Origin of the sequence: Sphingomonas sp. PAMC 26617 (assembly GCF_000242835.1) — a bacterium.
Taxonomy (GTDB): domain Bacteria; phylum Pseudomonadota; class Alphaproteobacteria; order Sphingomonadales; family Sphingomonadaceae; genus Sphingomonas.
On the sequence record NZ_JH594425.1, the window covers coordinates 1728234 to 1751282 of the forward strand.

Genomic DNA, 23049 nt, shown 5'->3' on the forward strand with positions numbered 1-23049 from the left:
TCTGCTGGACTGCCCCACCCCAACCCCTCCCCTGAAGGGGAGGGGCTTAAGAGTAGTTACGCCGCGCCGGTCGCCTTAGGCGTCGTGCGATCCGCACCCCATTCGGACCAGCTGCCGTCATAGACCGCGGCGTTCGCCCCCAGCAGATGCGCGCCGAATGCGAGCGCCGAGGCGGTGATGCCCGAGCCGCAGGTCGTCACCAGCGGCTTGGCGAGGTCGATCCCCGCGCCCTCGAACGCGCTGCGGAGCGCGTCGCCGGCCTTCCACGTGCCGTCTTCGTTGAACAACTGACCGACCGGCAGGTTCTTCGACCCCGGGATATGCCCCGGGTGCGTCGCCGGGCGCGGGTCGGCTTCCTCGCCGGTAAAGCGCGCGGCGGAGCGTGCGTCGAGGACCTGCTCCGCGCCGCTGTCGACGTTGGCCTTCATCTGGTCGAGCGTGCGGACGCCCTTGTCGTCGGCCCAGACGGTGAAGTGCCGGTGGCGGAGCTGTTCTTTGCCGCTGGCGGTGTCGCGACCTTCCGCCTGCCACTTGGAAAGCCCGCCATCGAGGATCGCGACGTCATGCGCGCCGAAGGTGCGGAGCATGAACCACGCGCGCGCCGACGTATGATAGGGCGAGTTGTCGTAGAGCACGATCCGGCTGCCATCGCCGAGCCCGAGCGACTGCATCCGGCTTGCGAATTTCTCGGGCGTGGGAAGCATCGAGGGGAGGTCGCTCGACGTGTCGGCGATTTCGCCCAGGTCCATGAACACCGCGCCGGGGATATGCGCCGCTTCATATTCGGCGGCGGCGTTGCGGTCCCCGAAGCCCGCGAAATAGGTCGCGTCGACGATCCGCAAGTCGTTCGCGCCGAGTTCGTTCGCGAGCCATTCGGTGGTCACCAGCGAGTCCATGTCCCGTCTCCTTTTGCTTGTTTTGGGGAGACTAACCTGCCTCCGCAGCGGCGTCGAGACGGTCGAGAAAGGCTTTTGCCGACCCGCGGATCTCATCCTGGGTCGCTGGGGCCATCTTGCTCCACGTCCGGTACGGCATCGCCATGCGCGGATTGCGCGCGAGCGTGTCCTCGTGGCGGGCGATGAAGTCCCAGTAGAGCGCGTTGAACGGGCAGGCGTCGGGGCCGGTCCGCTGGCGGACGTCGTAGCGGCAACTCTTGCAGTAATCGGACATCTTGTTGATGTACGCGCCGCTTGCCGCATAGGGTTTGGAGCCGAGCAGGCCGCCGTCCGCGAACTGGCTCATGCCGAGCGTGTTGGGCAGTTCGACCCATTCATACGCGTCGATATAAATTTCGAGATACCACAGATGGACCGCGTGCGGGTCCGCGCCGATCAGCAGCGCGAAAGTGCCGGTGACCATCAGCCGCTGGATATGATGCGCATGCGCATTGGCGAGCGTCTGCCCGAGTGCCTCGGCCATGCAGTGCAGGTCGGTCTCGCCGGTCCAGTAGAAAGCGGGGAGCGCGCGGGTCGCGCCGAGCGCGTTGCGCTGGGCATAGTCGGGACCTTCGCGCCAGTAGATCCCGCGGACATATTCACGCCAGCCGATGATCTGGCGGATGAAGCCTTCCGCCGCGTTGACCGGCACCTTGCCCGCGCGGAACCGCTTCTCCACCGCGCGGCAGAGCGCGAGGGGATCAAGCAGCCCGGCGTTGAGATAGGGCGAGAGCAGCGAATGCCACAAGGCAGGCTCGCCGGTCAGCATCGCGTCCTGATAATCGCCGAATCCGGCGAGCGCATGATCGAGGAAGTGCTTCTGCTGCCGTTCGGCGTCGTGCGCGGTCACCGCCCAGGCGAAGCTGTCGAGGCTGCCGGGGTGATCCGCGAACCGGTCCGCCACCAGCGCGAGCACGTCCTGCGTGATCGCATCGGGGGGAAAACGCAGGGGGTGCGGCATCAGCAGGTCGGACTGCGCGGGCTTGCGATTGTCGTGGTCGAAGTTCCACTGCCCGCCGACCGGGTCCTTGCCGTCCATCAGCAAGCCGGTCTCGCGGCGCATCTCGCGGTAGAAATATTCCATGCGGAGTTGCTTGCGGTCCTCTGCCCATGCCTGGAACGCCGCATGAGTCGCGAGGAAGCGATCGTCGCTGCGGATCTCGACCGGAATTCCGAACAGCGTTTCCCACGCCTCGAGCATCGCCTGGACACGCCATTCGCCCGCTTCGGTTACGACGATCCGCTCCGGCTCGAGCCGCGCAACGGCGCGCGCGACCTCGCCGGTGAAGCTGCCGCTGTTGTCGGGATCGTCGAGCGTGACGTACTCCACGGTCCACCCTTGCTCGCGGAGCAGCGCGGCGTGGTGGCGCATTGCGGACAGGATGAACGCGATCTTCTGCTTGTGGTGCCGGACATAGGTCGTCTCGTCGGCGACCTCCATCAGCAGGATCGTGGTGGTCGCCGGGTCCGCATCCTTCAGCGAGGACAGGCCGAGCGACAGTTGGTCGCCGAGTATCGGGATCAGCGTGAGGGGCGGCGGTTTCATTTTTTCTGCTGCTCCCCTATCTTTTGCGCATGACACCACTTCACCTTGGCCAAACCAGCGCGCTGCCCGCTTCCCCAGAAGCCGCAGTGCTCGATTACGTTCCCAACCCCCGCGCGGGATCGCTGTATCTCGTGCGGTTCGCGGTTCCCGAATTCACCTCCCTGTGCCCGGTGACGGGCCAGCCCGATTTTGCGCATCTGGTGATCGACTATGCGCCCGGCGATACGATCGTCGAGTCGAAATCGCTCAAGCTGTTCCTCGGTGCCTTCCGCAACCATCAGGGTTTCCACGAGGATTGCACGGTCGGGATCGGCCAGCGATTGTTCGACGAGATGCAGCCACGCTGGTTGCGAATCGGTGGCTATTGGTATCCGCGCGGCGGCATCCCGATCGACGTGTTCTGGCAATCCGGACCGCCGCCCGAGCATCTGTGGCTCCCGCCGCAGGACGTTCCGGGCTATCGCGGGCGCGGCTGAGACGCTCGTTCCGTCGAGCGAATGATCGAAGTTAACATGAATCCTGTGTTGCGATGCAACATCACTGCAACCATATTGAAACTTGGCCGTTCGTTCGGTGACAGCTGAGGGGTATTCCCCCGATTTCACTCTTAGGATTACGAACATGGTGCATTTGGCAGATGTCGTGACCCCGATCGATCACCTTGCACTGATTGGCAATTTCCTGCCCCGGAAATGCGGCCTTGCAACATACACGACGGACACGTTCACGGCCCTCAAGGGCCGCTTCCCCGATCTGAAGATCGACGTCTATGCGATGGACGACCATCCCGGTCGCTACGTCTACCCGCCCGAGGTAACGCGCAGCATCCCCGAGCAGGACCGTGTCGCCTATCTCGACGCCGCACGCGCGATCGAAGCGAGCGGTGCGCAGGCGATCTGGCTGCAGCACGAATATGGCATTTTCGGCGGTCCGGCCGGCGAGCATATTCTCGCGCTGCTCGACCGCGTCTCTTTGCCGGTCATCGTCACGCTCCACACGATTCTCGAAAAGCCCGACGCCGACCAGCGTCGCGTGATGGAAGGCCTGCTGCAGCGCGCGTCGCGCGTCGTCGTCATGGCCGAGCGTGGTCGCGAGATTCTCGAGCGCGTCTATGGCGCAAGCGGTCGGTCGATCGTGATGATCCCGCATGGTGTGCCGGATCGCGATTTCGTCGAGCCCGATACGCTCAAGCCGCGCTTCGGCTGGGAAGGGCGCAAGGTCGTGCTGACCTTCGGCCTGCTCGCGCCGGGCAAGGGCATCGAAGTGATGATCGAGGCGCTGCCCAAGATCGTCGCGGCGCATCCCGAGACGCTTTACACCGTGCTGGGGGCGACTCACCCGAACCTCGTCGCCTATGAGGGCGAGAAGTATCGGGATGGCCTCAATGCGCTCGCCGAAAAGCTTGGCGTGTCGGACAACATCCAGTTCATCGATGCCTTCCTCGAGCATGACGAACTGATCGACTATCTCCAGGCCGCCGACATTTACGCGACGCCGTATCTGAACCCGGCGCAGATCACGTCGGGCACGCTCAGTTACGCGGTCGGCGTGGGCAAGGCGGTCGTCTCGACGCCGTATGTCCATGCGACCGAGATTCTGGCGGACGGCTACGGCGTACTCGTCGATTTCAGCGACTCGGACGCGTTCGCGCGCGAGATCAACGCGCTGCTCAGCAGCGATCGCAACCGCAAGCGGCTGGAGCAGCGCGCCTATGCGCGCGGTCGCACGATGATCTGGCCGCGCCTCGCCGAGGTCGCGATGCGCGAGATCACCGCGATGGTCGCGGCCAAGCCGCGGCGGCTGCACGGATCGAGCATGTCGTTCACCCCGCTCCAGCCCGATTTCGCCGCGGTCGAGCGGATGAGCGACTCGACCGGCATGCTCCAGCATTCGATCTACTCGGTACCCGACCGTCGCCACGGTTATTGCATCGACGACAATGCGCGCGCGCTCATGCTGGTGAGCCAGATGCCGGGGATGGACGAGGTCCAGCGCGATAAGTGGATGACGATCTATGCCTCGTTCGTCCAATATGCGTGGAACCCGGACGAGCGCCGTTTCCGCAACTTCATGAACTTCGACCGGACCTGGTGCGAGGATACCGGTTCGGAAGATTCGAACGGGCGCGCACTGTGGGCGCTTGGCGTGACCGCGCGCGACGCGCAGTCGTCCAAGCATCGCGACTGGGCGGTCCGGATGTTCGACATGACTGTGTCGATCACGATGGAACTGGGATCGCCGCGCGCGCACGGTTTCGCGATGCTCGGTGCTGCGGCGATGCTCGATGCGCATCCGGGGCATAGCCAGTCCAAACAGATCCTCGCGCGCTACGGCGACGAACTCTGCGCCCTGCTCGAAGTCGCGCGGCGGCCCGAGTGGGAGTGGTTCGAGATCGTCCTCGCCTATGACAACGCGCGCCTGCCCGAAGCGCTGATTCGTGCCGGCATGGCGCTCGACCGGCCCGATTTCGTCAAGTGCGGCCTCGCCACGCTCGACTGGATCGTCGGACGGCAGACCTCGCCCGAGGGGCGCTTCCGCGCAGTCGGCAGCGAGAGCTTCGGGCGCGTTTATGCCGAACCGCTCCAGTTCGACCAGCAGCCGTTGGAAGCACAGGCGACGATCGATGCCTGCCATGCGGCGTATCTGGCCTCGGACGATCTGCGCTGGGTCGAGGAAGCGGGTCGTGCGTATCGCTGGTATCTCGGGGCGAACGATCTCGATCTGCCGCTGGCGACCTCGCAGGATGGCGGGTGTTTCGACGGTCTGATGCCGACCGGATTGAACCGAAACCAGGGTGCCGAGTCGATTCTGGCGCTGCAAATGGCGAATTGCACGATTTCGGGGCTGGCAAAGCGTACGGAAAGCGTGGCAGGACCCCACAGCGCCGTCGCGTAGCCTCGCTCGCGATGCCGCCAAGGCATTGAACGAGGCAATTTGCGCGTGATAGAACTGTTCCAGCATGCCCTGCGGCTGCACGCCGACCCATCCCGAGTCGTCGTGCGGCCGTTCCATCTCGCCTGGTCGCGCAACGGCGGAAGCCGGACCGAGCGGATCGTCGCCGCGGTAATGTCGCTCGATTCGGCGCAGACCCGCGCCGAACTCGAGCTCGTCCTCAAGGACTTCGAGGCACGCCACTGGCAGACGCGCCGCGTCTTCATGACGCGTTACGACGAGATCGAGGACATGCTCGGGATCGACGGCAGCGAGATCGGCGACGAGAAGCGCCAGCTGATCGGCGCCTATTTCTGCCACGAATACAGCTATGCCGCCGCCGCGCTGATGAATCCCAGCGCGGTGCCGCATTTCGACCAGTCGGGCATGCCGGCGGGATCGCAGCGGATCCTGATGTCGCTGCGTGCGGTGGGCGAGGGGCACATTTCCTCGGTCGCGTTCCGCGAAGGGATCATCACCGACGGCAACCAGCTGAAGCTCGCGCCCGAGCCGCCGTTCGCGACCGCGACCGATGCGGTCGGGATCGACGAGGAAACGCTTCCCGAAGGGCCGATCACGGTATTCCGTCATCGCGATTCGACGCTGTCGGGCACGGTGATCTTCCCGATCACCGCGGCGCAGTCGAAGGGGCTCGAGGACCTGCGCCTCGTCCAGTTCACGCATGATGACGGCACGGTCGAATGGCTCGGCACCTATACCGCCTATAACGGCTCGGTGATCCAGTCCGAGCTGATGCGCACCCGCGATTTCCGCGCGTTCGATCTGGTACCGATGACCGGCCCCGCCGCACGCAACAAGGGCATGGCGCTGTTCCCGCGCAAGGTCGGCGGGCAATATCTGATGATCGGCCGGCAGGACGGCGAGAATCTGTTCCTGCTCAAGTCAGATACGCTGACGCATTGGGATGAGGGGCAGAAGCTGCTGACCCCGGCGTTCCCGTGGGAGCTGGTGCAGATCGGCAATTGCGGCCCGCCGATCGAGCTCGACGAGGGCTGGCTGCTGCTGACGCACGGCGTCGGCGCGATGCGCAAATACGCGATCGGTGCGGTGCTGCTCGACAAGGCCGATCCGTCCAAGGTGATCGGCCGGACGCGCGAGCCGATTCTTGCGGCGGCGAACCAGGATCGCGAGGGATATGTGCCCAACGTGGTCTATACGTGTGGCGCGATCCGGCATGGGGATACGCTGTTCGTGCCGTATGGGGTGGCGGACAGCTCGGTGGCGTTTGCGTTTATTCAGATCGGGTCGCTGCTGGAGGCGATGGAATAGCGCTTTTGGGTGGGGTGGCCAGTGTGGTGCAACCCACGCGTCCTTCCCGCGCAGGCGAGCGTTCTGCAAAGCCGTCCGTCATCCTGAACTTGTTTCAGGATCCAGCCCTCCGCGAGTCCGGACTATGCCTGTTGCACGGTGGATGCTGAAACGAGTTCAGCATGACGGCAGCATTTGGGGCGAGGGTGCCGATTAAACTCCCGATTGCCTTTACGCGGAGGGCTTGCGGAGGCGGGAATCCATTGGCACCGTCCGCCGTGTTCTGCGCGGCCAGCCAGTATAGATCCGCGCGTTCGCGGGGATGACGGGGGAGGGGAGGGATGCCCCGGAGCCTGGGATTACGAGTGCGGCGTTTGCGGCCCTGGACTCCTGCTTTCGCAGGAGAACGGTCGGTGGCCTTTCGTGCGCTACCTCGCCACCGTTCGTTTCGAGCGTAGTCGAGAAACCGGGCACGGCTCAGGTTTCTCGAATTCGCTCGAAACTAATGGGGGTGGCCGTGAGGCGTGAAATGTGGCCCCCTGATGCATTGGGATGAACGGCTATAGTTGGTGGGGACCAGACGTTAGCCGTCAGCGGGCAGAAGCAGGTGATGGCTCGTGTCCAGCGACAAATGGCCAGACCTTCCGGCGATCCGATCTGAGAACGTGATCCTCATATCGGGCGTTTGAGCCGTCATTCCAAAGGTCGTATACCGTTGGTCCGCCGACAAGCAGCATACGTCTTCGCTCGCCCGCACGATCAAGCCGCAAGCTGCAACTGTCACGCTCGCCCACTTCAAACAGCGTTTGTTCGGGACCCTTGAGGATACGAACGGCGCGAACTACCGCGTTCTGTCTGCCTTCAATGAAAGGCTGCACGACCTCACCATCAATGATGACTGTTGAGTTTTTGACCGCATCCTTCGCCATTTTCCGGAACTCGGGTGCCCCCCATTCACGCGGGATCACGACCGAGCAGGCGGATGCACACTCGACGTAGCACAGGACAGCTAAGAAAGCCGCGATGGTTTGGAGTCCGGTCCTGCCCATCAACCCATTAAGCACGGGATCATCGATGACCGCAATTGGGCGGAAGCGGAATGAGTGTTTCAGGAGTTGACTGCCAAAGCGCCGGGAACCGTTACGCCCCTTGCGCAACCACCCGCCGCATCGTCGCCCGGTACAACACCGCTACCATCGCCGCGAACAGCACCGTGCCCCCGATCAGCGCAGGCGTCGCGAACCCTGCCCCCACCACCGCCAGCGGCGAATCCGTCCCCGACCCCGCGACGACGAACGCGAACAGCACGCCGAACAGGCTCTCCCCCACGATCAGCCCGGTCGCGGTGAGCACGCCGAAGCGGCGCGCGCGTTCGGGGTTGGCGGTGCGGTCGGCCCAGCGATCGTAACACCAGCCGACCACCGCGCCGATCACCGTCGGCAGGATCACGCTCATCGGCAGGTAGATGCCGATGCCGATCGCGAGCGGCGGCAGGCGCAGCAGCTTCGCGCGCCCGAGCAGTATGTCGACGACGATCGCCACGACCCCGGCAGCGACGCCCCATTCGAGCATCGTCCAGTTGAGGTTGCCCCCGAGCACGCCCTGCGCGAGCGTCGAGATCAGCCCCGCCTGCGGGGCGGCGAGCGCGTTCGGACCCGCGCCTGGCGCGCCGACGAACCCGAACGCGGTGTTGAGCACGTTGAGCACTGGCGGCACCACGAGCGAGCCGAACACCACACCGATGATCAGCGCGACCTGCTGCTTCCACGGCGTCGCGCCGACGAGTTGCCCGGTCTTGAGATCCTGCAGATTGTCGTTCGAGATCGTCGCGACGCCGAACACGATGCCGGTGACGATCAGCGCATAGGCAATCAGTGCCTGCGTCGTTTCCGGGGGCGTGCCGCGCCCGAACAGCCCGACCAGCATCAGCGACGAGGCGATCACCGCGAGGATGCCGATCCCCGAGACGGGCGAATTGGACGCACCGATCAGGCCCGCCATATAGCCGCACACCGCCGCAATCATCAGCCCGATGACGAGGATGAAGACGAGCGCCCCGCCGATCAGCGCAAGCGCGGCGGGGGCGAGCGGGCCGCCCGCGATGACGCTCCACAACAGCCACGCGATCGGCAGCAGCACCGCGAGCGACCCGGCAAAGACGATCCCGATCGGCAAATCGCGTTCCTCGAGCGCGAGCGTAGCGCCCGCGTCGCGCGCGCGCGATGCCGCGAGCGCCGAGCGGACTCCGCCGATCACCGGGCGCGCGATGCTGATGAGGGTCCATACCGCCGCCACGCCGATCACGCCTGCGCCGAAGAAGCGGACGTCCGAGCGGAACACGGTGTTCGCCCAGGTCTCGGCATCGCCCGCGACCGGGTGGAGCGCGGTGAGATACGGCAGCAGGATCCACCAGCCGATCACCATCCCGAGCCCCTGCGCCAGCCCGACCGAGATGCCGACGAGATGCCCGACCCCGAGCAGCGCGAACGACAGCCCGCCCGAAATGCCGGTCGCGCCAGCGCCCGCGCGGAACCACACCGAGGCTTCGGCGAGCGCGAGCTTCATCTGGGTGAGCAGCGCGAACCCTGCTGCGGCGAGGGCGTTGACGGTGATGATCCGCAGGCCCGTCGCGCTTTCGGCGGCGCCGCTTGCGTCGCCATTGCCGCGCACGCCCGATCCGACCTGAAGCACTTCGGCGGCGGCGCGGCCTTCGGGATAGGGGAGGTCGGTGTCGACGACGAGCGCGCGGCGCAAGGGGACCGAGAACATCACGCCGAGGATGCCGCCGGTCATCGTGATCGCCGCGGTCGTCACGAACGGGAAGCCCTGCCACCAGCCGATCATGATCAGCCCGGGCAACACGAAGATGATCGCGGCGAGGGTCCCCGCCGCGCTCGCGATCGTCTGGACGATGTTATTCTCGAGGATCGTCGCGTCCTTGAACGCGCTGAGCACCGCCATCGAGATCACCGCGGCGGGGATCGAGGTCGCGAAGGTCAGCCCGACCTTGAGCCCGAGATAGACGTTGGCGGCGGTGAACAGCAGCGTAATGAGCCCGCCCAGCAGGACTCCGCGCAGCGTGAGTTCGGCGATCGGTTTGGCGGCGCGTGGGTCGGTCATGCGCTACCGTTGCACCAAGCGCCTGCGCCGGGACAGGGGTTTGTGGCACGCGGTATCGCCGACGTGACTTTTCGCGGACTGGTGCGTTGGCGGAACAATGAAGACTCTGTGGTTCATCACCAACCCGAAATCGGGCACCGCGACGCCTGCCAAGGCCAAGGCGCTCGAGGCGATCTGCAGCGAGCGCGGACTGACGCTTGCCGGGCGCACCGCCTTTCCCGAAGAACCCTTGCCGACACCGCGATCCCTCGACGCGGCGGGGGTCGATACCGCGGTGCTGTTCGCGGGCGACGGGACGATCAATGCAGCGGTGACCGCGCTGCTCGACTGGAAGGGGTCGATCCTGATCCTGCCGGGCGGGACGATGAACCTGCTCGCCAAGCTGCTCCACGGCGGCACCGACCCCGCGAAGATCATCGGCGCAGCGCACGACCGGGCGCGCAAGACCGCTTTGCCGTTCGCGCAGGTCGGCGAGAACCGCGCCTTCGTCGGGTTGATCCTCGGCCCGGCGGCGAGTTGGGTCCGTGCGCGCGAGATCGTGCGGAGCGGAAGCCTGCGCGGGCTGGGACGCGCGCTTCGGCATGCGTGGAGCCGGACCTTCGGCAAGGGGATCCGGCTTGAAGGCGTGGCGGGGCTCAAGTCCGGCGCGCAGGCGGTGCTGGTGCGCGCCGAGGATGACCGGCTCGACATCGCCGCGATCGACGCGCGCGATTTCGGCAGCATTACGCGGCTCGGCTGGGAATGGCTGACCGGCGATTGGGTCGCGGCGTCGGAAGTGACGCAGTGCCACGCGACCAGCTTCCGCACGGGGGGCAAGAAACCCGCATTGGCACTGTTCGACGGGGAACCCGCCATGCTGGAACCGGGTAGCGAAGTCCGCATCGGGCGGACGCGCGATCTTTTCCTGACCACGCGCGAACGATAAGAGGCGTCCGATGATCCGTCTGTTTCATGTCAGCGACGTCCATTTCGGACGCGAGGATGCCGCCGCAATCGCGTGGTTCGACGCGCTGGTCCATGCCGAGCGCCCCGATGCGGTGGTGATGACGGGCGACCTGACGATGCGCGCGCGACGGCGCGAATTCGCAGCAGGGCTCGAATGGCTCCAGCGCCTGCCGGTGCCGGTGACGGTCGAGGTCGGCAATCACGACCTGCCGTACTGGAACCTGTTCGACCGGTTCTTCCGCCCCTATCGCCGGATGGGCAAGGTCGAACGAATGGTCGAGCGGCCGATCGATCTGGCGGGCGTGGCGATCGTGCCGCTGGTGACGACCGCGCGCGCGCAGTGGCGGCTCAACTGGTCGAAGGGCTATGTCAGTCGCGGGGCGTTGCGGCGGACGCTCGACCTGATCGCGGCGGTGCCCGAGAACCGGCTGATCTTCATCGCCGCGCACCATCCGCTGATCGAGGCGGACACACACGCCTCCGCCAAGACACGACGGGGTGCCGATGCGCTCGACGCGCTGGCGGCGGCGGGAGCGGACGCTGTGCTGACGGGGCACGTCCACGATCCGTTCGACATCGCGCACGACGTTGATGGTCGTAGCATCCGGATGATCGGCGCGGGGACGCTGTCGGAGCGGACCCGGACGACGCCGCCATCGTTCAACGAGATCCGCGTCGCGGACGGGGGGGTCGAGGTGGTATGCCGGACGATGTCGCCCAAGCCCGACGCGGTGCTGGAGCGCGAGCGGGTTTAGCGCCGGCTCTGCTTACTCTTCCCCGGCGAAGGCCGGGGCCCAGTGGCGATGGCGGCGGTAATCGAGCACGGTCGCCTGCAATCTTCTGTTTCCCGACTGGGCCCCGGCCTTCGCCGGGGAAGGGATCCGAAAAGGGGTCAGCCCTTCCGCATTTCTACCGGGAAGCTGACGACGAAATGCGCGCCCCCGTCCGATTTGGCATCGACGCTGCCGTGCAGGCTGCGCGCCAACGTGCGGATCAGTTGCAGGCCGAGGCTGCTCGAGGAGCCTGCGCGGACGTCGAACGTTGCGGGCAGGCCCGCGCCATAATCGCGGACCGTGAGGCAGACCGACTCGCCGTCACGCGTCGCCGAGACCGAGACCTGGCCGCCGTCCTCGCCATACGCGTGCTTCGCCGCATTGGTGACGAGCTCGGTAATCAGCAAACCGACTGCGACGGCCTGATCCGCGTCGATCGAGATCGCGTCGGACGTGCAGTCGAGCGCGAGGCTCGGCAATTGTCCGGACAGGCTCGCGCACAGATCCTCGAGCAACGCCCGCATATCGACCCGCCCGGTGCCCTGCCGCCACAATTGGTCGTGCGTCCGCGCGATCGCGATGACGTGCCCCGACGCTTCGTTGAGCGCGCTCGATACCTCGGGCAGCGGGTTGCTGCGGGATTGCAGGTGGAGAATGCTCGACAGCATCGTCAGGCTGTTCTTGACGCGGTGGCTCGCTTCCTGGACGAGCACTTTCTGATAGTCGAGCGCCTCGGCCAGCCGCCGCTCGCCCTCCTGCCGGTCCATTGCCACCCCGAGCAAATTGGCGAAGCCCTGCAGGAACGCGATGTCGGCGGCCTCGAACTGGCCAGCGCTCGGGCTGTCGACCTCAAGCACGCCCCAGGCGCCCGCCGTGGTCGAGATCAGCACGTTGATCGCACGGCGCACGCCGTGTTCGACCATGATCTGCGGGGTACGGAAGCGGTCCTCGCCCTCGAGATGGTTGGAGATGACCGGCGTGCCGTTGCGGAACGCGAATCCCGCGGGCGACTTGTCGTCCGCACTCAGCGTGGCCTGACCGATTACCCCGGCGCGCCAGCCGACTCCGGCGCGGAACAACAGGTCGGCCTGTTGGGGACGGAACTCGAGAACCTTGCACAGCCCGGTCCGCATGCCGTCCGCGGCCATTTCGGCGGCCTTGGCGAGCAGCGCGTCATTGTCACGGCATTGCAGCGCGAACAGCCCGAAATCGGACAGGATCGCCTGCTGCTGGAGCCGATAGCCTAGCAGCGACCCCGCGCCGACCTGCTCGATCGCCTCGGTGAAGGACGTCGGCTCATTCGACGTGCCCTCGGCGGTCTCAACGACATCGTCCGAGGATCCGTCCAGCAGGGCGGACTGGGTCGTGGCGTGCGGGGTAGGGTCGTCGGTCACTGGGGCAGGTCCTGCAATCGGGTAAATGGTCGTCCCCACTGTTCGTTTCGAGCGCAGTCGAGAAACCTGCGCTGTGCCGGGTTTCTCGACTTCGCTCGAAACGAACGGACAGGGCATGTCCTTATCGTGCCAAGGTAATGGTTCGGCTCATCAATAAGGAGGACGTGCCCGAGCGGCCCAAACGAAAAAGGCGGCCCGTTGCCGGACCGCCCTTTCGCAAGCATCGATGCTCGGGAAGCTTAGCGCTTCGAGAACTGGAAGCTACGACGTGCCTTCGCACGGCCGTACTTCTTACGCTCGACAGTACGGCTGTCGCGCGTCAGGAAGCCTGCCGCCTTGACGGGCGCACGCAGGATCGGCTCGAACTTGGTCAGTGCCTGACTGATGCCATGCTTGACCGCGCCGGCCTGACCCGAAAGGCCACCACCCTTGACGGTGCAGACGACGTCATACGCACCCTGGCGATCGGTCACGCCGAACACCTGGTTGATGACGAGACGCAGCGTCGGGCGTGCGAAATACACTTCCTGGTCACGACCGTTGATCGTGATCTTGCCCGAACCCGGCTTGATCCAGACACGTGCAACCGCGTCCTTACGACGACCGGTCGCATAGGCGCGGCCGTACTGGTCGAGGATCTGCTCGCGCAGCGGCATCGTCGGAGCAGCTGGCTCCTCGATCTTCCCGGCCATGTAATCCTCGGCCTGTGCGTCCGAAGTCGTTGCGGCGGCCGGTGCTGCAGCAGCAGGCGCCGGAGTGTTGGTCAGAGCGGCGAGATCGGCCAGCGACTGGCGGTTGTCGGACATTATGCGCCCACCTTGTTCTTGCGGTTCATGCTGGCGATGTCGAGAACCTCGGGGTTCTGCGCCTCATGCGGATGCTCCGTGCCGGCGAAGACGCGCAGGTTGCGCATCTGCTGACGGCCGAGCGGGCCGCGCGGAATCATCCGCTCGATGGCCTTTTCGATCACGCGCTCGGGGAAGCGACCTTCGAGCACCTTGCCCGCGGTGATTCCCTTGATGCCGCCGGCATAACCGGTGTGCTTGTAATAGACCTTGTCCTTGAGCTTGTTGCCCGTGAACCGCACCTTGTCCGCGTTGATGATGATGACATTGTCACCGCAATCGACGTGGGGCGTGAAGCTCGGCTTGTGCTTGCCGCGCAGGATGTTCGCGATGATCGAGGCCATGCGGCCAACGACCAGACCATCGGCATCGACGATGATCCATTTTTTCTCCACCTCATACGGCAATGCCGGCTTGGTGGTCTTCATCAGCGCCTTCATGGGGCTTGTGACCTTACATAGCTAAAATGACGGATGCCGCCCCGGGGGACGGCATCGTTGGCGTGGCTAATGCTGGGACGGGCGCGGAAAGTCAAGGTTTCGGCGGGTTTCCCGACAGGTATCGGGATACCGTCCGCTATCCTGCGTCAGATCGTCCGGCGTCCGACGGCATGTGCGGCGCAAATCGCCGCAATCAGCAGCAAGGCGGCATTTGCCTGGTGCGCGACGGCGACGACGATCTCGACGCCGCTGAGCAAAGTGGCGATCCCGAGCAGGATCTGGCCCGCGACCAGCGCAATCGCGATTCCGCCGATTCGCGGCGCGTCCGCCCGGATCGCGCGCCAGCCGAGCGCGACGACCCCCGCCGCCGCGACGAAGGCGAGCCAGCGGTGGATGAACTGGACGACGATCGGATTGTCGATCGCGTTGCGCCACATCGGCTCGGTCATCGGCGTGGCGGCCGGGAAGATCTCGTTCCCCATCAACGGCCAGCTGGAGAAGGCGTAGCCGGCATCAAGCCCGGCAGTGAACGCGCCGAACATGATCTGCGTGAACAACAGCACCAGCGCGGCGGCTGCAAAGGCACGCAGCCGTGCCGGACGCGCGAGGCGAGTTGCGGCGAGATCGCGCAGGTCGAGTGCGGTCCACACCGTTCCCGCCAGCAGCGTCAGCGCGGTGACGAGGTGGATCGCGAGCCGGATATGGCTGACGTCGGTGCGCTTGGTCAGCCCCGACGACACCATCCACCAGCCGATCGCGCCCTGCAGCACGATCAGCGCGACCAGCGCGCCGAGCCGCGGCGCATAACCGCGCGGCAAGCTTCCGCGGGCCCAGAAGTACAGGAAAGGCAGCAGGTACACCATGCCGACCACGCGCCCGAGCAGGCGGTGGACATATTCCCAGAAGAAGATCGCCTGGAAGCCGGCCAGCGTCATCCCCCGGTTGATCTGCTGATATTCGGGGATGCGCTTGTAATTGTCGAACTCGGCCTGCCACTGCGCGGCGTTGAGCGGCGGAATGATTCCGCTGATCGGTTTCCACTGGGTGATCGACAGCCCCGACTCGGTCAGGCGGGTGATCCCGCCGATCACGACCATCGCGACGACCAGCGCCGCCGCGAGAAACAGCCAGAGCGACACCGTACGGGGTCGGACGCGCGAGGGGAGCGAGGATGCCTGGAGCATGATCCCGTCTTACGCGTCCCGCCCGGGCCCGTCGATTGTCGATTGCAGTCCAGCGCATGCAAAAAAGCGCGATGATATGTTGTAACTTAGCGGAGGGCATGCCACATCGCGAACAGCATGACGACTCTTGCCTCCTCACCCGCCTATCGGTGGATCGAACAGCGGTTCGACAATATGGCGATCGGGCTGTCGGGGCTGTGTGTCGTCCATTGCATCGCGAGTTCGGTGTTCCTGGCGCTGGCCGCATCGGCGGGCGGGTTGCTGCTCAATCCGCTGTTCCATGAGATCGGGCTGACGATCGCGATCGGCTTCGGCGTGATCGCGCTCGGCCGCGGGATCTTCACGCACGGCTATATGATGCCCGCGGTGGTCGGCGCGGCTGGCCTGGGCATGATGGCGGGGGCGATCTCGCTGCCGCATGACGGCGACGGGCTGGAGACGGTGTGGACGCTGATCGGCGTCGCGACGCTCGCGCTCGGCCACGATCTCAACCGCCGCGCCGCCTGCTGACCTTCGCTCGGACGTTGCAGCGAAGGCGGGGAGGGCCTATCTCCCGTCCATGGCGACGCACCGACATTATGAACCGCAGGATGCCGATCTTGCGCTCGCGGCCCAGGCAACGCTCGAGCGATCGGGCGAGCAGTGGACCACGATGCGCGCCAACATCTTCCGCGCGCTGGCGGGGTTCGACAAGCCTGCCTCGGCCTATGACATCGCCGAAGCGGTTTCCAAGACCGAAGGGCGCCGCGTCGCCGCGAACAGCGTGTACCGTATCCTCGACCTGTTCGTGACGTCCAACCTGGCCCGCAGGGTGGAAAGCTCGAACGCGTATATCGCCAATGCGCACCCCGATTGCCTGCACGACTGCATCTTCCTGGTGTGCGATTCCTGCGGGCAGATCGTCCATCTCGACGACGATCGGCTGACCAAGGGTGTGCGGACGGCGGCGATCGACGCGGGGTTTGCGCCCGAGCGTCCGGTGATCGAAGTGCGCGGCAAATGCGCGGCGTGTGCGGCGACCGCGAAGGCGGCGTAGCGGCGGGTTTTCTCCCGGCCGTCTCTTTCTGTTGCTTCCCCGGCGAAGGCCGGGCCCCAGTAGTGAAGGTGGTTGTTGAAGACGCAGCGCGAGGCGATCGACGGCCCGCTCTCGGGCCCCGGCCTTCGCCGGGGAAGGAAGGACGGGCGGCTCCTGATTATACCAGCGTCTTCCCCATCCGCACCCCCGGCACCGGCGGCCCCGCCGGGGCCATCCGCGCGACGCGCTCGATCTCGACGTAACCGCAGGCGCGGTACAGCGGTTCGCCCGCAAGCGTCGCCATCATCTCGAGCTGCGTGAACCCTGCGGCGCGCGCGGCATCCTCGCACAACGCGAGCACGAGCCGCCCGACCCCGCTTCGGATGTAATCGGGATGCGTATACATCGCGCGGATTCGCGCGGCATCGGTCGCCGGATCGAGCGTCCGCGCATCGCGCGCGACCGCGCTCGCGTCCCCGCCGAACAGCGTCGCGCGGTAACTCCAGCCACCGCAACCGGCGAGCGCACCCGCTTCCTCGACGACGAAATAGGTCCGGTCCGCAATCAGTTGCGTGTCCAGCCCCATGCTCAACCGACTCGCTGCCACTTCGGCGTCGGAGAGAAACGCGGATTGCAGCGCGGTGATCGCGTCTTCCATCAACGCACTGATCGCGGGGATGTCGGCTTCGGTCGCCACCCGGTGGGAAAAATCGCGCATGCCGCCTTGTCGGTCGCGCAGGCGACGGCCGTCAAGAAAATGTCGCTTTGTAACGGAAGCAACTAGCAGCAATCGACAGCGTGAAGGACCGGCGCTAAACAGGTCCGATGGTTGACTCTCATAAGACGCCGTTGCTCGACACGGTTAACGTTCCCGCGGACCTGCGGACCCTCCCTGCGACAGAGCTGCGCGCGCTTGCCGACGAGCTGCGGCAGGAGACGATCGCCGCGGTCGGTGTGACCGGTGGCCACCTCGGGTCGGGCCTCGGCGTGGTCGAGCTGACCGTCGCGATTCACTATGTCTTCGATACGCCGCGCGACCGCCTCGTGTGGGACGTCGGGCATCAATGCTACCCGCACAAGATCCTCACCGGTCGTCGCGACCGGATCCGCACGCTGCGCATGGGCGGGGGCCTCTCCGGCTTCACCAAGCGGTCCGAAAGCGAATATGACCCGTTCGGCGCGGCGCACAGCTCGACCTCGATCTCGGCCTCGCTCGGCTTCGCGATCGCCAACAAGATCGCGGACAAGCCCGGCAAGGCGATCGCGGTGATCGGCGACGGCGCGATGTCCGCGGGCATGGCGTATGAAGCGATGAACAACGCGGCGCAGGCGGGCAACCGGCTGGTCGTGATCCTCAACGACAACGACATGTCGATCGCGCCGCCGGTCGGCGGGTTGTCGGCGTATCTCTCGCGAATCGTGTCGAGCCGCGAGTTCCTGGGGTTCCGCGAACTCGCCAAGCGGCTTGCCAAAAAGCTGCCACGGCCGTTCGCCTCCAGCCTCAGCAAGGCGGACGAATTCGCGCGCGGGCTTGCGATGGGCGGGACGTTGTTCGAGGAACTCGGCTTCTATTACGTCGGACCGATCGACGGGCATAACCTTGAGCAGCTCATTCCGGTGCTCGAGAACGTCCGCGATGCGGAGGAGGGCCCGATCCTCGTCCATGTCGTGACCAAGAAGGGCAAGGGCTATGCCCCGGCCGAGGCCGCTGCGGACAAGTATCACGGCGTCCAGAAGTTCGACGTGATCTCGGGCGTCCAGACCAAGGCCCCCCCGGGGCCGCCGCAGTATCAGAACGTGTTCGGCGCGCAGCTCCTCAAGGAAGCCGAGAGCGACCCGACGATCTGCGCGATCACCGCGGCGATGCCGTCGGGGACCGGGCTCGACGGATTCTCCAAGGCCTTTCCCGACCGCTTCTTCGACGTCGGCATCGCCGAGCAGCATGCCGTCACCTTCGCGGCGGGGCTTGCCGCGCAGGGGATGCGGCCGTTCTGCGCGATCTATTCGACCTTCCTCCAGCGTGCGTACGACCAGGTCGTCCACGACGTCTGCATCCAGAACCTGCCGGTCCGCTTCGCGATCGACCGTGCCGGGCTGGTCGGCGCGGATGGCGCGACGCATGCCGGGTCGTTCGACGTGACGTATCTCGCGACGCTCCCCAACATGGTTGTGATGGCGCCGTCGGACGAAGCCGAGCTGGTCCATATGACCCACACCGCGGCGTTGCACGACAGCGGGCCGATCGCGGTGCGTTATCCGCGCGGCAACGGCACCGGCGTGGCGATGCCCGAGGTCGCCGAGCGGCTCGAGATCGGCAAGGGGCGGATCGTGCGGCAGGGACACAAGGTCGCGATCATGGCCTTGGGGACTCGTCTCGGCGAGGCCTTGAAGGCGGCGGATGCTCTCGAAGCCAAGGGGTTGTCGACCACCGTCGCCGATCTGCGCTTCGCCAAGCCGCTCGACGAGGAACTGATCCGCAAGCTGCTGACCACGCATGAGGTTGCGGTGACGATCGAGGAATCGTCGGTCGGCGGGCTCGGCGCGCACGTGCTGACCTTTGCGAGCGATACCGGGTTGATCGACGCGGGCCTCAAGCTGCGCACGCTGCGCTTGCCCGACGTGTTCCAAGACCAGGACAAGCCCGAGGCGCAATATGCCGAGGCGGGTCTCGATGCGGACGCGATCGTCGAGACGGTGCTCAAGGCGCTGCGGCATAACTCCGGCGGCGTCGTCGAGGGCGCGCGGGCCTGACTTTACTTAAGCCCCTCCCCTTCAGGGGAGGGGTTGGGGGTGGGGCCGTGCCTTCTTCCGACGGCGGTTCTGCTGAACTGCCCCACCCCAACCCCTCCCCTAAAGGGGAGGGGCTTCAAGAAGTCCCGCCCTTCCCACTCAACCCAAATCCCCCCACACAGGCCCCGGCGGTTCCGCGCCCGAGGGACCGACCATGTGCTTCTCCGCCACCGCCAGCTTCACCGCCGCCGCCGTGCTCGCCACGATCGGCGTTGCCACGCTGCGCCATGTCCGCGAACCGCGCGCGCTGCTCTTCGCGAGCGTGCCGCTGCTGTTCGCTTTCCACCAGTTTTCGGAAGGGCTGGTGTGGCTGTCGCTCGAGGGGCGGCTCGGGCGCTATGCGGTCGATCACAGCGTGTTCTTGTTCTCGCTCTACGCGATCGGAATCCTCCCGCTGCTGATGCCGACCGCGGTCGCGCTGATGGAGCCGCCGGGATGGCGGCGACGCGTGATCCTCATGCTGACCGGCGTGGGGGCGGTGGTGTTCGCGTGGGACATGGCGGGGCTGGTGATCGCGCCGACCTGCGCGGTGATCGACCAGCATTCGATCGCCTATAGCAACCCGGTGACGAGCCGCCTGTGGGTGTCGCTGCTGTACATCGCCTCGACCTGCGGCGCGCTGCTGCTGTCGTCGCATCGCGTCGTGCGCGGCTATGGCGTACTCAACGTGGTCGGGCTGACGATCGTGCATCTGGTGAAGGGCTATGCCTTCGCCTCGGTGTGGTGCTTCTATGCCGCGGTGCTGAGCGTGGTGCTGTACCGCCAGTTCCACCGGCAGGACATCGACGTGGCGGTGCCGAACGGGACGAGCGGGGTGCGGCGGCCGTTTGTTTTGGCGTGATTGCGGTGAGAAATTAAGCCTAGACACTGGTCATTGACTAAACGGCAGTGACGACTTGCCGCTATCTGTGAATGTCAGGCGGCCTTCGATGCCAGCAGTGTCAGTAGGTCTGCAGCGACGAGATAATTTTCACTGCCTTTTCCCATCAGTTTTTCGTCCATACCCAGGTCCTGCCTGACCGCATTTCTAATATCGCTGATCATATCTTTCCTCTTGATCCATTTCCAGTAAGGCCAAGAGCTTATAAGATCTGCGGTAACAGGAGATCCTCCGGTCTTATCATATCGAGTGTTTATATTTTTCCTTTTATTGGAAAATGTCGACTGATATTCTTTGAGGTTATTTTCGATAACCGTATCGATAAGAGAAATTGCGTCCTTTAGGGAGATATTATATATTGTTGATATATAGCCCGGATCACAAAAATAACTTTCCACGTCAGAGCCAGTTGTAATCCAAGTACTAATACTATGGTTTTTGTATTCATTTGCCCACGCTGAAACCTCTTCGTCGGTCAGGCCATCCCGATCACGGTGTACGATAACCTTGTGAGCTCCACCTAATTTTTCTCTTAAGTCGGCTAAGATGCTCCCTTTTCCGAGCGTCGAAACGCCATTAAACGGAAAAACGGCTACTTGACCTTCGAGATCGGGATGCTGCTTTAGCAATTCTATAAGGTCGTTGGCATTCTTATCTTCCGTTATCAGTAATATGGGTTTGTCCAAAGCGCCCCAGCCGAGAAGGCTTTTAATCAACTCGCTTTCTTTTGCTTCGGTTACCCCTCCTGCTTTGACCCAAACAACACTTGATCCAAGAGGTAGGCCCCTTGCCACAAACGGACTATGAGTTGTTATAAGCGCAGATGAACCAGCTTGACCGATCCGACGACGTAGTTGACGCGTAAGCTTTGTCTGCAGAGTCGGATGTAGGTGAGACTCCGGTTCATCGATTAACATTATCGTTGGTTTAAACAAAACAAGATATGAAAAAACCTGAACGACGTGAAGAAAGCCTGTTCCGGCGAACTCAAGTGGTCTAGGAGACTTGTCTGTCCCCAGCATAGTAGTTTCTATAAATAGATCTTTTGTTTCGTTAAAAGAAACGTCAAAGCTGGTTCCTGGATACACACCCCGAACAAACTCTTGAAGCTCTCCCAGCTTGTTCCGCTCTTTTATTAGGAGTAATATATTTCTCAGAACGACATTACTGTCGCCTGAAGCCACCTTGCGATAAATATGACGTTTTGTGAGTCGCTGTTCTTCCAAAGGAATGCCGGCAATCCCTGGAATATACGCAGAGAATACTGCATCTCTATTTCTGAAAAATGGGAACAACGCTTGCGGTATAGTAGGATTGACCGACAGGCCTTCATTTCTTGCAGACTTTAGCCGAACTGATGCCTCTAAAGCCTTGTCGCCATCGCTAAACTTAAAAGTAACGCTGCTTTCAGGTGATGTTTGCGCATTTCCCCATAACGCATTGTGACCCAGCATTTTATAAGAATTGGCGGGCAGATATTCTAAATCGGATATCGATAACGTCGTTTGCTTGTTAGCTTCTGAGGCGGAAGCCATCGCCCGAGCGGCAAAGTGCACTGCCTGCAGAATACTTGACTTTCCGGCATTATTTACACCGACGAGAACCGTAGTGTCTTGTACGGGTATCCTTGCCAGCTTCACCCCTTTAAAGCTTTTGACCTCAATCTCGACCAACTTCATTTTCGACCGCCCCGATGATATGTGGCAAAGTTATGGTTTAGTTGATATTCTCTACAGTCAGCTATTTGTCGCATCGATACGGTAATTAGGTTGCCGGTGAAGGACTTCTAAAGGACGAAGGTGACGGGCGCGCTGATAGCCGTAGTTGAGCTAGTTCTAGTTAACGAGTTGTGAGCTCCCCCCAAATTGGGAGGAGCCCTGCTTTGCTCACTCAGCCGCAACCCCAGCCCGCGAGAACATATCCCCCGCGTCCGAATCCTCGTTCGCCGAGAACAACTCGACCGGCCCGGCCTTCGCCTTCTGGCGCTTGTCGAACCCGTCCCACACCTCGTTCCAGTTGCCGCGCGTCGCTGCCTTCGAATATTCGGTCGCGCGCTGTTCGAAGAAGTTGGCGTGCTCGACGCCGTTGAGCATCGGCGCGAGCCACGGCAGCGGGTGTTCGTCGATCATGTAGATCGGCTTCATGCCCAACTGCCCCAGCCGCCAGTCGGCGATGTAGCGGATGTACTTCTTGATTTCCTTGGGCGTCATGCCGTTGACCGGGCCCATTTCGAACGCGAGGTCGATGAAATTGTCCTCGAGCCGGACGGTGTGCTGGCACATGTCGGCAATGTCGTCGCGCACCGATTTGGTGAGGCAGTTCCGCTCCGCGCAGAAGGCGTGGAACAGCTTGATGATGCCTTCGCAATGCAGCGATTCGTCGCGGATCGACCAGGTGACGATCTGCCCCATGCCCTTCATCTTGTTGAAGCGCGGGAAGTTCATCAGCATCGCGAACGACGCGAACAGCTGCAGCCCCTCGGTGAAGCCGCCGAACATCGCAAGCGTCTTGGCGATGTCCTCGTCGCTGTCGACGCCGAACGTCTGCAGGTAATCGTGCTTGTCCTTCATCTCGCTATATTCGAGGAAGGCGCCGTACTCGCTCTCGGGCATCCCGATCGTGTCGAGAAGATGGCTGTAGGCGGCGATGTGCACCGTCTCCATGTTGCTGAACGCCGCCAGCATCATCTTGATCTCGGTCGGCTTGAAAATGCGGCCGTACTTCTCGTGATAGCAATCCTGCACCTCGACGTCCGCCTGGGTGAAGAAGCGGAAGATCTGGGTGAGCAGGTTGCGCTCGTGGTCGCTGAGCTTCTGCGCCCAGTCGCGGCAATCCTCGCCCAAGGGCACTTCCTCGGGCATCCAGTGGATCTGCTGCTGGCGCTTCCAGAAATCGAATGCCCAGGGGTATTCGAACGGCTTGTACTGCTTGCGGGCTTCGGTGAGGGACATGGGGTTACTCCAGGACGCTTTTCAGGAAAGA

20 protein-coding genes are annotated in these 23049 nt (G+C 63.9%); 9 read left to right on the forward strand and 11 right to left on the reverse strand.

Annotated elements, in window-relative coordinates; genetic code table 11:
• Positions 1 to 56: 56 nt before the first annotated feature.
• Both sseA and RH91_RS07545 read right to left on the reverse strand, forming a co-directional pair.
• A complete protein-coding gene (sseA, locus tag RH91_RS07540) occupies positions 57 to 896 on the reverse strand; it encodes a 3-mercaptopyruvate sulfurtransferase (RefSeq protein ID WP_010162041.1) in 840 nt (279 codons plus the stop codon).
• Between the two features lie 31 nt (positions 897 to 927).
• Positions 928 to 2481, reverse strand: coding sequence for a cryptochrome/photolyase family protein (locus RH91_RS07545; protein WP_010162042.1), 1554 nt, complete (start codon positions 2479 to 2481; stop codon positions 928 to 930).
• A 29-nt stretch (positions 2482 to 2510) separates the two neighbouring features.
• Here RH91_RS07545 and queF point away from each other — a divergent pair, with 29 nt between their 5' ends.
• The 3 genes from queF to RH91_RS07560 all read left to right on the forward strand — a co-directional run bounded on the left by queF (position 2511) and on the right by RH91_RS07560 (position 6702).
• Positions 2511 to 2957, forward strand: coding sequence for a preQ(1) synthase (queF, locus tag RH91_RS07550; protein WP_037478623.1), 447 nt, complete (start codon positions 2511 to 2513; stop codon positions 2955 to 2957).
• Positions 2958 to 3102: 145 nt separating this feature from the next.
• Complete coding sequence (locus RH91_RS07555) at positions 3103 to 5376, forward strand: glycosyltransferase family 4 protein (protein ID WP_010162044.1); 2274 nt, start codon at positions 3103 to 3105, stop codon at positions 5374 to 5376.
• Between the two features lie 45 nt (positions 5377 to 5421).
• Complete coding sequence (locus RH91_RS07560; protein ID WP_010162045.1) at positions 5422 to 6702, forward strand: glycoside hydrolase family 130 protein; 1281 nt, start codon at positions 5422 to 5424, stop codon at positions 6700 to 6702.
• Positions 6703 to 7271: 569 nt separating this feature from the next.
• Here the strand turns inward: RH91_RS07560 and RH91_RS23080 are convergent.
• Together RH91_RS23080 and RH91_RS07565 are read right to left on the reverse strand one after the other, a co-directional pair.
• Positions 7272 to 7838 carry a hypothetical protein gene (locus RH91_RS23080; RefSeq protein WP_157136878.1) on the reverse strand — a complete coding sequence of 189 codons (567 nt, stop codon included), beginning with the start codon at positions 7836 to 7838 and terminating at the stop codon, positions 7272 to 7274.
• Positions 7822 to 9801, reverse strand: a complete 1980-nt coding sequence (locus RH91_RS07565) for an OPT family oligopeptide transporter (protein ID WP_010162046.1) — start codon at positions 9799 to 9801, stop codon at positions 7822 to 7824. Before RH91_RS07565 ends, RH91_RS23080 begins: the two co-directional genes overlap by 17 nt.
• A 97-nt stretch (positions 9802 to 9898) precedes the next feature.
• On the opposite strand from RH91_RS07565, the gene RH91_RS07570 reads away from it, so the two are divergent.
• Entirely contained in the window at positions 9899 to 10726 is an 828-nt protein-coding gene (locus RH91_RS07570) for a diacylglycerol/lipid kinase family protein (RefSeq protein WP_010162047.1), read from the forward strand.
• A gap of 10 nt (positions 10727 to 10736) precedes the next feature.
• Positions 10737 to 11501, forward strand: a complete 765-nt coding sequence (locus RH91_RS07575) for a metallophosphoesterase family protein (RefSeq protein WP_010162048.1) — start codon at positions 10737 to 10739, stop codon at positions 11499 to 11501.
• Between the two features lie 137 nt (positions 11502 to 11638).
• On the opposite strand, the gene RH91_RS07580 is transcribed toward RH91_RS07575, so the two are convergent.
• The 4 genes from RH91_RS07580 to RH91_RS07595 form a co-directional block, all read right to left on the reverse strand.
• Complete coding sequence (locus RH91_RS07580) at positions 11639 to 12913, reverse strand: sensor histidine kinase (RefSeq protein WP_010162049.1); 1275 nt, start codon at positions 12911 to 12913, stop codon at positions 11639 to 11641.
• Positions 12914 to 13152: 239 nt separating this feature from the next.
• Positions 13153 to 13719, reverse strand: coding sequence for a 30S ribosomal protein S9 (gene rpsI, locus RH91_RS07585; RefSeq protein WP_010162050.1), 567 nt, complete (start codon positions 13717 to 13719; stop codon positions 13153 to 13155).
• Positions 13719 to 14198 carry a 50S ribosomal protein L13 gene (gene rplM, locus RH91_RS07590; protein WP_010162051.1) on the reverse strand — a complete coding sequence of 160 codons (480 nt, stop codon included), beginning with the start codon at positions 14196 to 14198 and terminating at the stop codon, positions 13719 to 13721. Before rplM ends, rpsI begins: the two co-directional genes overlap by 1 nt.
• A 146-nt stretch (positions 14199 to 14344) precedes the next feature.
• Positions 14345 to 15382: a COX15/CtaA family protein gene (locus RH91_RS07595; RefSeq protein ID WP_029623695.1), complete on the reverse strand. Its 1038-nt coding sequence runs from the start codon at positions 15380 to 15382 to the stop codon at positions 14345 to 14347.
• Between the two features lie 117 nt (positions 15383 to 15499).
• On the opposite strand from RH91_RS07595, the gene RH91_RS07600 reads away from it, so the two are divergent.
• Positions 15500 to 15892, forward strand: coding sequence for a MerC domain-containing protein (locus tag RH91_RS07600; protein ID WP_010162054.1), 393 nt, complete (start codon positions 15500 to 15502; stop codon positions 15890 to 15892).
• Between the two features lie 49 nt (positions 15893 to 15941).
• The gene (locus RH91_RS07605) at positions 15942 to 16418 is read left to right on the forward strand and encodes a Fur family transcriptional regulator (RefSeq protein WP_010162055.1); all 477 of its coding nucleotides are present in this window, start codon (positions 15942 to 15944) and stop codon (positions 16416 to 16418) included.
• A 157-nt stretch (positions 16419 to 16575) separates the two neighbouring features.
• Here the strand turns inward: RH91_RS07605 and RH91_RS07610 are convergent, their stop codons facing one another.
• On the reverse strand, positions 16576 to 17115 hold the full coding sequence (locus tag RH91_RS07610; RefSeq protein WP_010162056.1) for a GNAT family N-acetyltransferase: 540 nt from the start codon (positions 17113 to 17115) through the stop codon (positions 16576 to 16578).
• Positions 17116 to 17222: 107 nt separating this feature from the next.
• Here RH91_RS07610 and dxs point away from each other — a divergent pair, with 107 nt between their 5' ends.
• On the forward strand, positions 17223 to 19148 hold the full coding sequence (gene dxs / locus RH91_RS07615; RefSeq protein WP_010162057.1) for a 1-deoxy-D-xylulose-5-phosphate synthase: 1926 nt from the start codon (positions 17223 to 17225) through the stop codon (positions 19146 to 19148).
• A gap of 193 nt (positions 19149 to 19341) precedes the next feature.
• Positions 19342 to 20028: a DUF6629 family protein gene (locus tag RH91_RS07620; protein ID WP_010162058.1), complete on the forward strand. Its 687-nt coding sequence runs from the start codon at positions 19342 to 19344 to the stop codon at positions 20026 to 20028.
• A 74-nt stretch (positions 20029 to 20102) separates the two neighbouring features.
• Here RH91_RS07620 and RH91_RS21570 read toward each other — a convergent pair whose 3' ends face one another.
• Together RH91_RS21570 and RH91_RS07625 are read right to left on the reverse strand one after the other, a co-directional pair.
• A complete protein-coding gene (locus tag RH91_RS21570) occupies positions 20103 to 21746 on the reverse strand; it encodes an ATP-dependent nuclease (RefSeq protein ID WP_081469521.1) in 1644 nt (547 codons plus the stop codon).
• Between the two features lie 207 nt (positions 21747 to 21953).
• On the reverse strand, positions 21954 to 23018 hold the full coding sequence (locus RH91_RS07625) for a ribonucleotide-diphosphate reductase subunit beta (protein ID WP_010162059.1): 1065 nt from the start codon (positions 23016 to 23018) through the stop codon (positions 21954 to 21956).
• Between the last annotated feature and the right edge of the window lie 31 nt (positions 23019 to 23049).

Excerpts from the sequence above, each read along its gene's own strand:
- RH91_RS21570 (WP_081469521.1), bottom strand. The coding sequence starts at position 21,746 with ATGAAGTTGGTCGAGATTGAGGTCAAAAGCTTTAAAGGGGTGAAGCTG.
- RH91_RS07565 (WP_010162046.1), bottom strand. The coding sequence starts at position 9,801 with ATGACCGACCCACGCGCCGCCAAACCGATCGCCGAACTCACGCTGCGC.
- RH91_RS07545 (WP_010162042.1), bottom strand. The coding sequence starts at position 2,481 with ATGAAACCGCCGCCCCTCACGCTGATCCCGATACTCGGCGACCAACTG.
- sseA (WP_010162041.1), bottom strand. The coding sequence starts at position 896 with ATGGACTCGCTGGTGACCACCGAATGGCTCGCGAACGAACTCGGCGCG.
- RH91_RS07605 (WP_010162055.1), top strand. The coding sequence starts at position 15,942 with ATGGCGACGCACCGACATTATGAACCGCAGGATGCCGATCTTGCGCTC.
- rpsI (WP_010162050.1), bottom strand. The coding sequence starts at position 13,719 with ATGTCCGACAACCGCCAGTCGCTGGCCGATCTCGCCGCTCTGACCAAC.
- RH91_RS07555 (WP_010162044.1), top strand. The coding sequence starts at position 3,103 with ATGGTGCATTTGGCAGATGTCGTGACCCCGATCGATCACCTTGCACTG.
- RH91_RS07595 (WP_029623695.1), bottom strand. The coding sequence starts at position 15,382 with ATGCTCCAGGCATCCTCGCTCCCCTCGCGCGTCCGACCCCGTACGGTG.
- RH91_RS07570 (WP_010162047.1), top strand. The coding sequence starts at position 9,899 with ATGAAGACTCTGTGGTTCATCACCAACCCGAAATCGGGCACCGCGACG.
- RH91_RS07610 (WP_010162056.1), bottom strand. The coding sequence starts at position 17,115 with ATGCGCGATTTTTCCCACCGGGTGGCGACCGAAGCCGACATCCCCGCG.
- RH91_RS07600 (WP_010162054.1), top strand. The coding sequence starts at position 15,500 with ATGACGACTCTTGCCTCCTCACCCGCCTATCGGTGGATCGAACAGCGG.
- queF (WP_037478623.1), top strand. The coding sequence starts at position 2,511 with ATGACACCACTTCACCTTGGCCAAACCAGCGCGCTGCCCGCTTCCCCA.
- dxs (WP_010162057.1), top strand. The coding sequence starts at position 17,223 with ATGGTTGACTCTCATAAGACGCCGTTGCTCGACACGGTTAACGTTCCC.
- rplM (WP_010162051.1), bottom strand. The coding sequence starts at position 14,198 with ATGAAGGCGCTGATGAAGACCACCAAGCCGGCATTGCCGTATGAGGTG.
- RH91_RS07620 (WP_010162058.1), top strand. The coding sequence starts at position 19,342 with ATGTGCTTCTCCGCCACCGCCAGCTTCACCGCCGCCGCCGTGCTCGCC.
- RH91_RS07625 (WP_010162059.1), bottom strand. The coding sequence starts at position 23,018 with ATGTCCCTCACCGAAGCCCGCAAGCAGTACAAGCCGTTCGAATACCCC.
- RH91_RS07575 (WP_010162048.1), top strand. The coding sequence starts at position 10,737 with ATGATCCGTCTGTTTCATGTCAGCGACGTCCATTTCGGACGCGAGGAT.